Annotated in this window: 7 protein-coding genes; 3 read left to right on the top strand and 4 right to left on the bottom strand. The window is 54.7% G+C overall.

Going from position 1 to position 13,989, the window contains the following annotated elements; all coding sequences use genetic code 11:
* Positions 1-9: 9 nt before the first annotated feature.
* Complete coding sequence (locus AB4Y89_RS00125) at positions 10-1,200, top strand: glycoside hydrolase family 88/105 protein (protein ID WP_442298875.1); 1,191 nt, start codon at positions 10-12, stop codon at positions 1,198-1,200.
* 28 nt (positions 1,201-1,228) lie between these two features.
* On the opposite strand, the gene AB4Y89_RS00120 is transcribed toward AB4Y89_RS00125, so the two are convergent.
* The 3 genes from AB4Y89_RS00120 to AB4Y89_RS00110 are packed head-to-tail and all read right to left on the bottom strand — an operon-like array spanning position 1,229 to position 6,626.
* On the bottom strand, positions 1,229-2,356 hold the full coding sequence (locus AB4Y89_RS00120) for an amidohydrolase family protein (protein WP_442298874.1): 1,128 nt from the start codon (positions 2,354-2,356) through the stop codon (positions 1,229-1,231).
* Between the two features lie 44 nt (positions 2,357-2,400).
* Positions 2,401-3,804, bottom strand: a complete 1,404-nt coding sequence (locus tag AB4Y89_RS00115; protein WP_442298873.1) for a Gfo/Idh/MocA family protein — start codon at positions 3,802-3,804, stop codon at positions 2,401-2,403.
* Positions 3,805-3,857: 53 nt separating this feature from the next.
* A complete protein-coding gene (locus AB4Y89_RS00110) occupies positions 3,858-6,626 on the bottom strand; it encodes a glycosyl hydrolase 2 galactose-binding domain-containing protein (RefSeq protein WP_442298872.1) in 2,769 nt (922 codons plus the stop codon).
* Between the two features lie 256 nt (positions 6,627-6,882).
* Between AB4Y89_RS00110 and AB4Y89_RS00105 the strand changes: the two genes are divergently transcribed.
* Positions 6,883-7,980 carry an SIS domain-containing protein gene (locus AB4Y89_RS00105; protein ID WP_442298871.1) on the top strand — a complete coding sequence of 366 codons (1,098 nt, stop codon included), beginning with the start codon at positions 6,883-6,885 and terminating at the stop codon, positions 7,978-7,980.
* Positions 7,981-8,081: 101 nt separating this feature from the next.
* Positions 8,082-9,491: an APC family permease gene (locus AB4Y89_RS00100; RefSeq protein ID WP_442298870.1), complete on the top strand. Its 1,410-nt coding sequence runs from the start codon at positions 8,082-8,084 to the stop codon at positions 9,489-9,491.
* A 691-nt stretch (positions 9,492-10,182) separates the two neighbouring features.
* On the opposite strand, the gene AB4Y89_RS00095 is transcribed toward AB4Y89_RS00100, so the two are convergent.
* Positions 10,183-13,674 (bottom strand): carboxypeptidase regulatory-like domain-containing protein, encoded by a 3,492-nt coding sequence (locus tag AB4Y89_RS00095; protein WP_442298869.1) that lies wholly within the window; start codon positions 13,672-13,674, stop codon positions 10,183-10,185.
* Between the last annotated feature and the right edge of the window lie 315 nt (positions 13,675-13,989).

Genomic DNA, 13,989 nt, shown 5'->3' with positions numbered 1-13,989 from the left:
AAGACCCGCATGACATTACAATTTCGCGATCGATATCAGTCGCAGACTGCGATAATCCTGATCCTGCAAACCATCGGCCTTCTGGCCATGCTTTCAAGCCGTTCAGGTTATGCACAGCGCACCAAAGATCAGGGCGAGTTCTCCCGTTATGTCGGAGATGCGCCAAAGCATGCGCGGCCGTACGATAAGGCCCTGTCCTCAGCTATCACTCGCAAAGATGTGTCTGCAGCACTGATGAAAGTAGCAGACTGGCAACTGCAGCGTTCGGCGCCTCACTTCGACGACGACTGGACATTCGGAGTGCTCTATACCGGCTTTATGGCAATCCCGGAATCGGTCGCCGGCAAGAGATATATCGAAGCCATGAGATCCATGGGGCAAACACTCCATTGGCAAATGGGTCCCGACCTGCTCGATGCTAACGACATGACCATTGGCCAGACCTATCTCGCGCTCTATGAATCTTACAAAGATCCAGCGATGATGCAGTCCGTCAAAGATCGCGCTGCGTTCACCATGAGACAAACAGAGAGTCAAGAACGCCCCTTATGGTGGTGGTGTGACGCACTCTTCATGGCCCCTGCCGCTTTTGCAGAGATATCTCGCATCACAGGTGATCAACGCTATCTCGATTACATGGATACGCAATGGAGCGTCACTTCTTCTCATCTCTACGAGACGCGTCACCGTCTCTTCTTCCGCGACGCGCGGTTCCTAACCAGAAAGGAAGCCAACGGCGAACCGGTGTTCTGGTCGCGGGGAAACGGCTGGGTCCTTGCCGGCCTCGCTAAGGTTCTTCAGAACATGCCGAAAGACTATCCATCCAGACCGAAGTACGTGGCGCAGTTTCAAGAGATGGCCGCTTCGCTCGCCAAGCTGCAACGCCCCAACGGGTTGTGGACCGCGGGCCTGCTTGATCCAACCAGCTATCCGGCAGACGAGACATCGGGAACCGGCCTCATCACATTCGGACTGGCGTATGGAATCAACAGTGGCATTCTGAGCAAAGAAGAGTATGAGCCGCATGTTGCGCTCGCGTGGCGAGGTCTCGTCTCACACATCTTCGTTGATGGCAGGCTTGGCTCTGTACAGAAGGTTGCGGATGCGCCCGGACACTTGAAGCCAACATCCAGTTACGTCTATGGCGTTGGCGCCTTTCTTCTTGCGGGCTCGGAAATTTATTCTATGGCACAACAGTGAGTTGTCGCCCCACTGTTGTGCTATGAGTCTATTTCACGCGATCGATTACGCCAGGAAACCACTTGATTGCGTTATCGTGATACAGCTTGCGAAGAATCTCCGGCGACAACGCTAAACCTTGCACCGGCTTCCCCTGGTATTCGACTGTATCGTTGGTCGCGAAGTACCGCCATTGATCCGCATAGGCCTCTTCCCAGAACTTCGCGGCCTGCTTTGTTTTCCAGCCCGGATAGAATTCATGGTCATTGTCGGTCGCGTAGATAAGGCGATCCTGATACTTCGTGATGAAAGCAATCGCCTGTTCCCGTGGCATCATCTTGAAGTAGGGAACGCGTCCGGCGATGTCGACTGCAAAGTTTGGATAGCGTTCGAAATGCGCACCGAGGTCGGGGAAGTTAGCTTCAAGGCTGCCTACATGTGCGCCGACCACGCGGAGCGTGGGGTTTTGTTCAAGCATATGGTCGCGGGCAGCGAGGATTGTCTCCTTCGAGTTCACCCCGGGCTTGTTGTACATGTACCACCATGGCTCCTCTTCCATGTAATACGAGTAGTCATCAGCCTTCGGATCGGGTGGGGCCCACAGTGTATTTGGATCGGCAACGTGTGCAATCAAGGTTTTATCGTGAGCGGCAATATCACGGTAGATCGGTGCAAGGCGTGGGTCGTCCGGAAGAATGTACTTCCCTGCCGAGTCCTTAACTTCCATACCCACGTTTTTCCAGATCTTTACCGCGATCGCGCCATGATCGAAGTCATTATTCATCTCCGCTACTGCATTTGCGGCAAAGGAAGGGTCGTTGAACTTATAGGGATCGAACGACGTGCATAGCTTCGTGCGGTCTTCATTCTGGGCGATCACGCCGAGCGCGCCAGCGCGTTGCTTCACAAGTGTTGCCGGATGTTTCCCATGGTCATCTACTACAACGATATCGACCAGGTGGAGGTTCAAGCGCTTCAGTAACGCATTGAACACAGGCGATGGATGAAAGATATGGGCATGCGTATCGATTGGGTCCAGCGCCACGAACTGCTTCAGCTCCTCCGGTGTGAAAAGGCCCTTAACAGACCGGGTGCCTGAGTGGCTCGATTGCTGCGCGCCCGCGTAGCAACCGATGGACAAAATGCAAAAACATGCGGGCAGCCAGTTCGTTCTCATCGAGACCTCGTCGTATAGATTGCACTCATTCTTGCTACAAGCTCCTAAACTGGCTCATCGCCAATCTCTTCCTTCACTGGATCCCAATAGAGCTTCTTACCACTCCAGTAAGACTGCGCTGCCATGATGCAGACGACAGAATGCGAGAAACCGTGGTCCACCGTAGAGACAGGCTGGCTGCGATTCCGCATCGCCGCGATCCAGTCGAGCAAGTGCGGTGCATCGACATCATCCGGGCCATCCGTGTCGGGCGGCGGCGCTCCCGGCACCCGCACCACCTCTTCGCGGTCTTCAAACGGGGCGACAAGCGGGACGTTTTTATAGCGCGGATTATGCCCGTCATATTCTTCGCGGCCGCCTTCCTTCGTCACGACGAAGAGAGAGGCACCCTCTCCACCATGATTTTCAATTGTCCCGTCCCGCCCTTGAATCCGCGAGAAGCTGCGATAGCTATTACCGAAAGTGGTCTTATATGTGTAAAGAAAACCTTTGGGATACGTTACCGCAGCAACACATGTGTCCGGATTTTCCCGGCCATCGGGCCACGCAAAAATGCCACCGTTGGCAACAACACTCACCGGATATGCCTCATCAGTCCATAGGTGCACCAGATCACATCCGTGGCTTAACCACTGATCGAATAGCCCGCTCGAGAACTCCTTGTATAAGCGAAACTCCAGATACACATGCGGATCAAAGGGCCGATACGGCTTATCCATTAGCCATCGCTTCCAGTCAGTGTCTTCTTCCCGAAGCGTGGAATGGCGTTCATAGAGCCACTTCTTCCACTCCATGTCTTTATCCTTTAGCATCTCTGGCGAGATACCGGTATCGACGTCCACAAAACGCCACCGTTCTTCATTGACATGCCACTCCTGCTCGATATTCACGATCTTGCCGACTCTCCCAGAACGAATCAGATCGCGAACGGCGATATTGTAGGGCTGTCCTCGATGCTGTGTCCCAACCTGCACAATCTGCTTCGAAGCCTTGACGACGTCACGTGCCCGCTTTGCTTCCGTCAGCACATTCGCAAAAGGCTTTTCGACATAACAGTCTTTCCCGGAGTTCACGACCTCAATGCACAACTTCGCGTGCTGGAAGTCCCCTGTCGCGATCATGACACCATCGATATCTTTCTGAGCAAGCATCTGCTCGAGATATTGATATTTGCGTGGCTCAACACCCATTGCGTCCTTCACCTGTACAGCACGGCGGTCACGAGCCTTGTTCCAGAGGTCGCAGACAGCCGTGACCTCAAGCGGCGTTTGTTTTCTGCCGATCCGCGCCATCTCTATAAGGTCTTCGCTGCGAGAGCCACAGCCCACGATGCCCAATTGAATGCGATCATTCGCTCCCAGAATGCGGGCATACGAGCGAGCATTCATTCCAGCGCTCAGGAATGCCATTCCAGAAGCCTTAACAAAGGTTCTGCGATTTGTAGACATCGTATTTTCCTCCAGACTATCGTGACCCTTCCGGCAACAATCTTTAACGGCCACTATTCCGACGTGCCTTTCAGCTCCACCGCATCCGGCAGTGTCGTATATCCGGCGACGCGCACCCACGCCTTTCGATCGCCAAGGACCCTGGGATCGAAGCTCCCCTGAATCGACTTGGTCTCGCCGGGGAAGATCGTCACATAGTTGTCGTCATACTCAATGGGCAGCACGTCTTCCCCATCGCGATTGCCAATGATGGTTACACGCTCGAAGAAGGCCACGTTTGAGCTACCGTTATGCAATGTGATGGAGAAGCGGCTTCTGTCATCCGCGGTCGTCACGGTGCCGGCGACATCCAGCTTTATTTTCGGCATTGAGTTCAGATCGAGAAATGTCGACCAACTCGTTTGCGTATAGGGATAGTCGTCATCGTCATGGAGCGGATCGCCGAAGTCATCCAGGGTCTTCGACTGCCAGTAGACGTTGTCAACCAGGCGTCGTCCATCGGCGCCGAACAACTCGCAACGCACAAAGTATGTCGAAGCCAGATGCGTGGGCCGTGGCAATGTCAACGCTACTGTGACGCCCTGAGCCGCCACTGATTGATGCGTTGCCTCCTTGGCATATCTGACCTTACCCTGCAGATCATAGATACGAACTCGAACCCGGAGCCCTGTTTGCAAGGACATCGTCTGGTTGGTGATGCGTATCTTAGCGGCCCCATGCGGCTTACCTGCATAGTAGTCAAAGACAACGCTCAGCGGCCTGAGCGCTTTCTTCGCGCCAAAGTACCCGCCGCCAGGTTCCATGTAGTAGTCGTATAGATGTCCGAAGAAGGAAGGCCAGTGGTTATTGAGCATCCAGTACATCTCCATCTTGTGCGTGGCCCAGCCATCGGACGACCACGCCTCGAACTGAGCACGAGTAGTCTCATAGTGGGCGAGCTGCGCCTTATTCGCGAACTCCTCCGCACTGTCTGACTTGCCATATCGGCGCTCAATTACCTTGCGGATCGTGGTCAACTGGTTCGCACCTTCATGGGCACCCGCGTGCAAGAACCAGAATTCATTGGGTGGCCACAATTTGTCCGTCGGAATGAACTTCTTCAGGCTTTCAAAGGGGGGAATCACCTCGTTATCGCCATACTCAGCGCTGGATCCACTCGAAGCAGAATACTTTGGATCGAACCAATACGAAGGTGGATGCCAGCGATCGACACCCGACATTCCAATGCCATCCCACACTTGCTTCCCGTTCGCGTCCTTGTTCCCATTCGCGTCTGTATCGACGATTGGGTTTTGCCAATGGAGTTCATGCAGTATCCGCCGATAGTCTTCTCGCAAGGGCTCGGGTGGAAGCCCATCGCTTCCACTCGACCAAAGGAAGGCAGAGCTATGAGAGCGCAGCATGAGAATCTGTGAGCGCAGGCTTTGCCTGGCAACTGCTTGATCCTCCTCGCTCCATTGCTCCCATTGCTCCCATTTAGAGCAGCACATCCAGCCGACCATGACTGGAATTCCGGCTCGATCTGCCAGCTCGAACATGTTTTCGTCGGCAATCTTAGATTCCCAACGCAGCATGTTGAGCCCAAGATCCTTCACGTATCGGATGTGGTCGGCGTTGCGTTGGCGATCCTGCCGAAACAGCAGATCCGGCGTATAGTCGGCGCCTCTCACAAGAAAGTTCTTGCCATTCACCTGCAGATAGAAGTTGCCCTCGGAGGTCTTGCTAAAACGAAGGTCCGCATCGCGATGCTGCGTCACCTTCCTGATTCCAAACTGCAAGGAACTCGCGTCGGAGACCTCATCTCCAACCTTGAATGTAATGTGCAGATCGTAAAGATTGGGATCCCCCATCGTGTATGGCCACCACAGATCCGGATGATCCACTGCCAACTGCGGAAACGTCTTTGGAGTGAAACTAATCTCTCGTGCCTCGCCGGCTCTGAGCACGACCGGCTGTTCCACCTGGATCGGAGATTTGCCCACCCGTGTGATCTCCGCAGTCAACACACCATTGACGGGGTCATGGGTCGCGTTCGAAAGTGTCGCATAGACTGTGAGCGCTGAAGAATCTGTGGCGGGCAGCGGAAGGTCGGTATTGACCAGTACATCGGAAACCTTCACCGCACCCGTGACGTGAAGATAGACCGGCTTCCACACACCCGCGTTACGGTCCGCGGTCCAGCCTTCCTTGTAGTGATCCGAGCGCGGAGCCTTCGAGCCGAGATATTTCCAATCCAGCCAATCATGCCAACTGTCCGCGAGCTCCACCCCACTCACATCGGGAATCGCCTGCTCCGGCGTGACCCTGATGGCGAGGGTATTCGACTGCCCTGCACGTATTAGATCCGTCACATTGAATGAATGCCCGACATACATCCCTACTACCTGACGGCTGTCGGCGAGCAGCGTTCCGTTGAGCCAGATCTCGGCACGATAGTTCACACCTGGCAGGTCCAACCAATAGGCCTTGTGGCCTGCAGGAGCATAAAAGCTCGTCCGATACCACCAGTCCTGTTTATAGAGATCCTGGGGCACCTCATTCACCAGGTTCATTCCTACGTACAGGTTCGGATAGACACCATCTTCCTGAAGGACTTCAAGCACGGTCGCCGGCATCTGCTTAATAGGAAACCAGCCATTCGTGTCGAAGTTCGATTGAGAGATAGCGGCGCCGGTGCCCGGCTTTTTGTCGGCGGAGATCAGTTTCCACCCGCCTACCAACTCCGTGCGGCCAGCGACCTCCGTCGCAAACGCAACCTGTGTCCCACCGAACAGCAGCATACACAGCAGAGAACAAAGCAAGGGCCTACCGGTAAATCGCATCGACTCTCTCATCGCCTCCTGACCACAGGTGAAGCCGCCTTCTCTAGTGGCCGCACTTTCGCAATCGAGAGGGACTCTATACCGGAGAGACTTTCGATTGCTTTCTATTTCTTGCGAATATAGCACGTTTATAGCCGATATTGCTTGCTTATTGTTCGCATTGCTGAGAACATGGGGTCTACCGGCAGTTGCAAGCCGGATCAACCAGCACCAGCGGTATTCGAGCCCTCGGGTGTCGCAATCGAGGAAGCAGTAGATGAGATTCGGTTCTGAAAGCGCCATCAAGCATACAGACCATACCTGGTCAGAGATTGTTCAGCAGCCCGCACTGTGGCCCATGACTCCTGAGAGAGTTGCAACCGCGGTGAAGCGGTACGGTTTGGAGTCGAAGCTTATGGGAGCACGCGTTTTGCTTACAGGCGCGGGCACTTCATCCTATGCAGCATCCGCGATCGCGGCCAACTGGCCCCGTGCAATCGCCGTTGCCTCCACCGATCTCCTCGTCGACACGGAACGCTTTCTTTCCGATATCACGGTTGTTATCTCCATCGGCCGTTCCGGTAATAGCCCCGAGAGCTATGCCACCGTAGAGCGCATCCACAAGCTCCGGCCAGACATCCTGCAGCTTGCGATCACCTGCAATCCCGAAGGCTTCCTTGCGCAATCGAGCTTGTTGCAGACTATTCTTCTCGATCCCCGCACCGACGATAAAAGTCTGGTGATGACGAGCTCCTTCTCGAACCTCGTTCTGGCCGGCTACTGCCTTGCGAACCAGGCTAAGGTTGATGACGTGCTCCCTCAGGCATGCGTGCATGGATCGGCTCAATTTGAACGGATTAACAAAGTCGTGGAGCGCGTGGCCGCTGCTGTTAGAGATCGCATCGTGCTGCTCTGCTCTTCGCCATCCTTCCCATGGGCACAGGAGGGCGTGCTCAAGTGCCTGGAGATGACCGGAGGAAAGTATGCTGTCCTGCCCGAGACCTACCTTGGTCTTCGTCATGGACCGATGAGTTTCCTCGCGTCTAATACTGTCGTCCTATGCCTGCTTTCCAACAGTCCCATTCGACGCCGCTATGAGCTCGATCTTGTGAATGAACTGAAGACAAAGGGCCTGGGATATCTCGTTGCCATTGGCGCAGCCGATAATGAAGCGTCCTTGTTCGATGAACACATCCCTGCGATCGTCACAAGTGGGGCGGACAATCTACGCACTCCGTTCGAGATCGTCGGACCGCAACTGCTGGGATATCATTTGAGTCTGCGTAACGGCTTGGATCCCGATAATCCAAGCCTCGATGGAGTAATCAATCGAGTTGTCCGTGGCGTGAAGATCTACGATGAGGACGAAGAATAACGCGGCCGCATAACCTTCTGCCTACTCGAAGATGGAAGTCCATATAAGCTTTGAGTCAGTGTAGCGAATCGCCCCTTTTTCAGTTTGTACGCGAGGATTCGATGGCAGAAGTAGCTCGGGATGTGACCGTTAATGCAGCCTCCGGTGAGACTCCAAAACTCAATCGAACCTTGAGCTTATGGAGCCTAGTCCTTATTGGAATGGTCATCGTCCAACCGACCGCACCGATGGGAATCTACGGCGTCATCAATAACAAGGCCGGCGGCCATGTCGTGACAACCATTCTCCTGGCCATGGTTGCGATGCTGCTTACGGCAATCAGCTATGGCAAGATGGCCGCTGCTTATCCCAGCGCGGGATCCGCGTACACCTATGTGGGACAGGAGACGCACCCGGCACTGGGATACATCACAGGGTGGAGCATGGTGATGGATTACGTACTCAATCCGCTGATCTGCGTCGCCTTCTGCGCCAAGGCCGCTATAAACGTCTTTCCCGGCCTTTCCTACTATGTCTGGATCATCATCTTCGTAAGCTTGCTCACGTGGGTAAACCTGCGCGGCATCCAGACATCCGCGCGGATCAACGAAACTCTTTGCATCGGCATGACGATCATTGTCGCCCTCTTCCTTGCAGCCGTTGTACGTTTCGTCTGGCAACTCCACAGCTATGGCCCCGGATACTTTTCCCAACCCTTCTATAACCCCACTACCTTCAACTCTTCGAGGATCTTTGCGGGCACATCGGTAGCGGTTCTCACATACATCGGCTTCGACGGCATTTCGACGCTGTCGGAAGAGGTTGAAAATCCTCGCCGTAACATCCTGCTTGCAACGGTCCTGGTTTGCCTTGTTACTGGCGTTCTCTCAGGCCTTGAAGCGTATGCGGCACAGTTGGTCTGGGGCTCGCAGGCCTTCCCCAGCGATCAGGTTGAATCTGCCTTTGCCATCATCTCCCGACGGGCTGGCGGAGCTGCACTGTTCCAGATCATCAACTTCACATTGTTGATTGCGAATGCAGGGTCCGCCCTGGCCGCGCAGTTGGCGGCCGGAAGACTGCTCTACGGTATGGGGCGTGGCAATGCCCTGCCTAAGTCTTTCTTTGGAACCATTGATCCGAAGAGTCGCATTCCCCGCAATAATGTCCTTGCGGTGGGAGGCTTTGCATTGATTGGTGCTGGGGCTCTCGAATATTTCTCCCGGCAGTTGGGTGGAGGCGCTTATGAAGTTGGGGCTCAAGCAGTTAACTTTGGCGCCTTCATCGCGTTTATGGGTGTGAATGCAGCGGCCTTCATCCGCTATTGGCTGCGCGCCGAGGTGAAGAAGGTGCACAACTTTGTGCTACCTTCACTCGGCTTCCTAATCTGCGGCTTTATATGGCTCAACCTTAGCCGCACCGCCCTCGTTTTGGGCACTGTCTGGATGGTTGCTGGTACGCTGTATGCCGCCATCAAGACGAAGGGCTTCCGCGGTGGCCTGGTGAGCTTCGATCTTCCAGCAGATTCCGAGTAATGCCGGCAGGATCTGAAAAAGTCGATATCTGGAATTGCATCCCCAACATTCCGTAGTGGCGCACGTCCCGACTCTCGGACACGCGCCACCTGAAATTGAGGCCGTGTCTGATGAGTCCTGTTGGCTTCTCGGCCGGCAAAGGAAACCGTATCTCAGGGCTGCGAGGTCCCGCATTTTTTTCGATATGGAACGTCCGGATGCCGAAAGTCCCTGGCCCGGAAACAGGCACTGTGGATGGGACATTGATCGAGGCCGAGCCCTGGAGAAGAGCTACAAAAGAAGGTCCGATCCGCCGAAACACGGTTTCTGTACAGAACGGCAAGTCGCAGGAGTGCGACACACACCAGTCGAAGACCGATCCCCCGGCTGTATTGAAAAAAGCCGTGAAGACGGGTATATCGATAGCTGCAACGAGAGCTACCACGAACGTCAGTTCATTGACGCAAGTGCCGAGATGGACACGACACCTACGTGCCGCGTTATCGGAAGAACCGTTCCTGCGTGCTTGGCCCTGCCCTTTACGAAAATCCCGAATATGTGAGCCGTCGGAAACGGCGCGAGTGGATCTAGCAATACTCAATGGGATCAAGAATACCGCTCACATTCGCTAACTACCCGACAATACTGCTACGCAAAAAAGATGGGAGATGCATTTTGCATCTCCCATCGAAATACCCACATCGAAGACGTTCTAGAAGAGGACCTTCAAAGCCAATTGCATAATACGAGGGTCGCGAGCGCTGGTGGAGTATCCGAAACCACTGCAGGTCGTCGCGACGCCGAGCGTATCGCATCCCGGAGTGTCGCCGATCTCGCCATCTACTCCATTGAATTGGGTGTGATTGAAAACGTTGAAGGCCTCGACGCGGAACTGCGCCTTCACTGCTTCTGTGATGTCCGTATTCTTCTGGAAGGTCAGATTCGTATTGTTCACACCAGGACCATGGAACGAACGGCGCATCGCGTTTCCGATCTGTCCGAAGGGCTCGGCGACATAGAAATCCGGATTGAAAAAGGGCTTTGCCAACCGCGGGTTGTTGTTGGTTATGCCGCCCTGGAACAGGCGGCTTCCGTTGTTTGCATAGCTGGGGGTATCCACCGGTGCGTTATAGGCGCCGGTCAGTGCGTTGTCGTCATAACTCTCCTGGATCTGGACGACTTCACCCGAGGTCAAGGAGGTAATACCAGAGATCGACCAGCCCGCCGAGAACGGCTTGGCGAACTTTCCACTGGCGAGCTTATCGAACGGCAGTTGAACCGTATAGCTCGCCACGAAGTTATGAGGAACATCGTGATACGAGAGTGCGCGGCTCTGCGCGGGGTTGTACGGATTGGTGCTATCGAAGACGTCCGAGCTGTTGTCGATCGACTTCGACCACGTGTAGCTCAGCAGGAAGTTTCCATACTTATCGCGATGATTCAGGCTGGCCTGGAGCGAATTGTAGCTCGAGCCGGCCGCAGCCTTCATCAGTGGATTGCTCCCCAGGTCCAGGCTACCGAAGACAGTTCGGGTTCCATTGACGACGGTCCCATCCTTCTTGATGTACTGCTGATCTTCACCGTTCTGGCTGCACGTGGCCGTGCCCGGTGCGACGTTGTTGGGATCGCTGAGGAAGACGCACAGAGCCTGGTTTCCGGGATTCGATTCAATCGAGGTCATCAGGTGCCGACCCGACGTTCCTACATAGCTCAACGAAGCAACGGTGCTGCTACCGAACGAACGCTGAAGGGATAGTTCGTAGTTTTCAAGCGAGGGCAGGCCATTGCCTGGATAGATCCCGTACGATCCCGAAATCTGTTCGAACGGACCGAAGTCGATGTAGTCCGGATTCGATGCCGACACGTTCGACGGAGGCAAAGGCGCAGGAAACTTTACGCCCTCAGAGTTGCCGCTGAAGCGATCGATATATGGCGTCGCCAGCGAAGGCGGTACGGGACTTCCATAATAGACATTGAACGGAGGACCACCGGCGGTATTCATGCCGCTGACCTGCTGTATGGAGGAATAGAAGATACCGAAACCTGCGCGTACGCTGTACTTGCCGGAAGCCGGCGCATACGCAATACCAATCCGCGGAGCGAAGTTGTTGTAGCGCGTCTGGGCAATCGTGTTCGGGATGCCCGGGTCGCCGGGGAATACCATCCCCTTCGGCGCATTCGGAAATACCTGGGACTGCTGGCCGGGGACGAAGGTAGAAAGCATGTTTTTGGTGTCATACCACGGCTGGCTTACATCCCAGCGCAGTCCATAGTTGATCGTGAGCGTAGGAAGCGCGCGCCAGCCATCCTGTGCATAGATGCCAAGATAGTTGCTGCGCGAGTTCAACTGGGTTAGACCGGCTTGCGAGAACGCCGAAGGAGCGCCGATCAAAAGATCTGCGAAGTCCGAGCCAGTCTCTTTACCATTGAAGGTAAAGCAGCCGTTCGGGCAGCTCGTGTTGCGCTCGTTGATCTGGTCATAGTGGTAATCGACGCCGAACTGAAAGCTGTGCGTGCCGTACGTCTTGGTTACGTTGTCGATGAACTGGATCGTGTTGTTCGCCTGACGGATGGTGCTGTTCGTTGCGCCGAAGTTGGCCCTCTTCAGGGCGACAACCGGCACACCTTCATAGGATGGGACAATCGGCGCGAGACCGCCTGCAGCACCAAATGGCGTGGTAAATCCGAGGCTGGCAATCGTGCCGGCACCGGTTCCCCCCAGAGGTTGGCCAAGCGTTCCCGAAACCCGCAGATAGGCGACACGAATATCGTTGACGAGTGTCGGGTTGATCGTACTGGTAAGGCCTAGGTTCACCATCTGTGTAAAACCATTGTTTGCACTGGCGAAGCCGGGGACATTCGTGTGACGGAAGAAGGGGGTCTGACCGTTGAAGTGGTCGCGGAAGTAATAGATGAACAGATTTCCGAAATGAGGGTTGAAGTCGACGCGAGCCGCTCCCTTATCATCTGCGTTCGTTGCGCTATAGGCCGTTGTGGCGAAGATAGTGCCACCCACATCGGTTGGTTGCGGAACAAACGCACTGAGCTTCTTGCCCACGGGATCCATGATCGCAGCCGGAATTTTGCCATTGGGGAAGACGCACTGTGTGGTCAACGTGCAGCCCGGAGTGTAGTAGCGCTCGCCTTGCGTAACTGTGTATCCGAGCCGATTGGAGAGCTGCTTCGCCCAAGCGGTCTGCCCGGCGCCGGAACCGCCCACCACTTTAGTGCCAAACAAAGAGGTAGTCGTTGAAAAATCTCCGCTGCGCTGCGCAACCGAAGCAACTGGATAGCTCGCGCCCGAACCGACAATCTGCCGCGTGCCTTCGTAGTCGATAAAGCCGAACGCTTTGTTTTTCAGGATCGGGCCGCCAAAGGTTCCGCCGAACTGATGACGCTTGAACTGGCCGCGGGTTTTAGAGAAGTAGTTCTTGGCATTGAAGTCCGTGTTTCTGGCGAATTCAAATGCGCTTCCGTGGAACTTGTTTGTACCGGATTTTGTTACAACGTTGATCTGGCCGCCGCTGTAGTTGCCGTACTCCGCGTTGTAGTTGTTGGTGATGATGCGGAACTCGGCGATCGAATCAAGATTCGGAACCATCGCAGCGGCCTGGTGCGCGCCTTCCTCGGCAAACGCACCGTTAATCAGGTAGGCGTTGGAACCCGTACGGCCACCATTTACGCTCTGGTTTCCATTGCTGAGACCACCCGAGATCGTCTTGCCCCCGATACCCGTACCGGTGTTGAACGCTGTGACGGTATACGGAGAGACCCCAGGCTGCAAGGCCAGCAGATCGATGAACGAGCGCCCGTTAAGTGGCACTGCCTGAATCTTTTCCGATTCGATCACTTCGCCCATCTGCGTGTTTTGAGTCTCGACCATGATCGAGTTGCTTTTTACGCTGACCGTATCGGTAACAGCAACGAGCTGAAACGTCACGTCCACGCGGACCGCCGAGTTGGCGTTGATCGTGATGCCAGTCTCCTGGAAGGCGCTATATCCAGGCTGTTTGATCTCGACGGTATATGTGCCGATATTCAGTGTCGGAAAGTTGTAAAAACCTTTTTCATCCGTCACGGCCGTGCTCTGGAGGCCGGTTGCGACGTTCGTTGCCAGGACGGTTACCTTCGCCACAGCCGCGCCACTCGGGTCAGTCACGATTCCTGAGATGGATCCTTTAATATCCGCACGAGCCGATATCATCCCGGAAAGTGCGAAAACGATAAAACACAGATTCAGAAGACATCTGATACGTCGGTACATATAACCTCCCTGAGAGTGGACGAAAGCGAATATTCCCAATTCGCGGACAAATACATTGCGGGATGCAGCTCTTTGGCTTCCGCTTTTAGATCATTTACTTTCGTTTGCTTTCGTTCGAATGATTCTCGGATGAGGCGATGACTCTGTCAAGCGGAAAATGAACGGTGCCTCTCCTAATCCGCTATCCTTTGGCTCAAAAGACTTTCTTTTGCGGGATTCGCCTGACGCAAACCGATAGGTCCGAATCTTTAAAGG

It is taken from the genome of Terriglobus sp. 2YAB30_2 (genome assembly GCF_052114765.1).
In the GTDB taxonomy this organism is placed as follows: Bacteria; Acidobacteriota; Terriglobia; order Terriglobales; family Acidobacteriaceae; genus Terriglobus.
Note: the sequence above shows the minus strand (reverse complement) of the source record. Positions and strands in the feature narration are given on the sequence as shown.

Excerpts from the sequence above, each read along its gene's own strand:
- AB4Y89_RS00120 (WP_442298874.1), bottom strand. The coding sequence starts at position 2,356 with ATGAGAACGAACTGGCTGCCCGCATGTTTTTGCATTTTGTCCATCGGT.
- AB4Y89_RS00115 (WP_442298873.1), bottom strand. The coding sequence starts at position 3,804 with ATGTCTACAAATCGCAGAACCTTTGTTAAGGCTTCTGGAATGGCATTC.
- AB4Y89_RS00110 (WP_442298872.1), bottom strand. The coding sequence starts at position 6,626 with ATGCGATTTACCGGTAGGCCCTTGCTTTGTTCTCTGCTGTGTATGCTG.
- AB4Y89_RS00100 (WP_442298870.1), top strand. The coding sequence starts at position 8,082 with ATGGCAGAAGTAGCTCGGGATGTGACCGTTAATGCAGCCTCCGGTGAG.
- AB4Y89_RS00105 (WP_442298871.1), top strand. The coding sequence starts at position 6,883 with ATGAGATTCGGTTCTGAAAGCGCCATCAAGCATACAGACCATACCTGG.
- AB4Y89_RS00125 (WP_442298875.1), top strand. The coding sequence starts at position 10 with ATGACATTACAATTTCGCGATCGATATCAGTCGCAGACTGCGATAATC.
- AB4Y89_RS00095 (WP_442298869.1), bottom strand. The coding sequence starts at position 13,674 with ATGATATCGGCTCGTGCGGATATTAAAGGATCCATCTCAGGAATCGTG.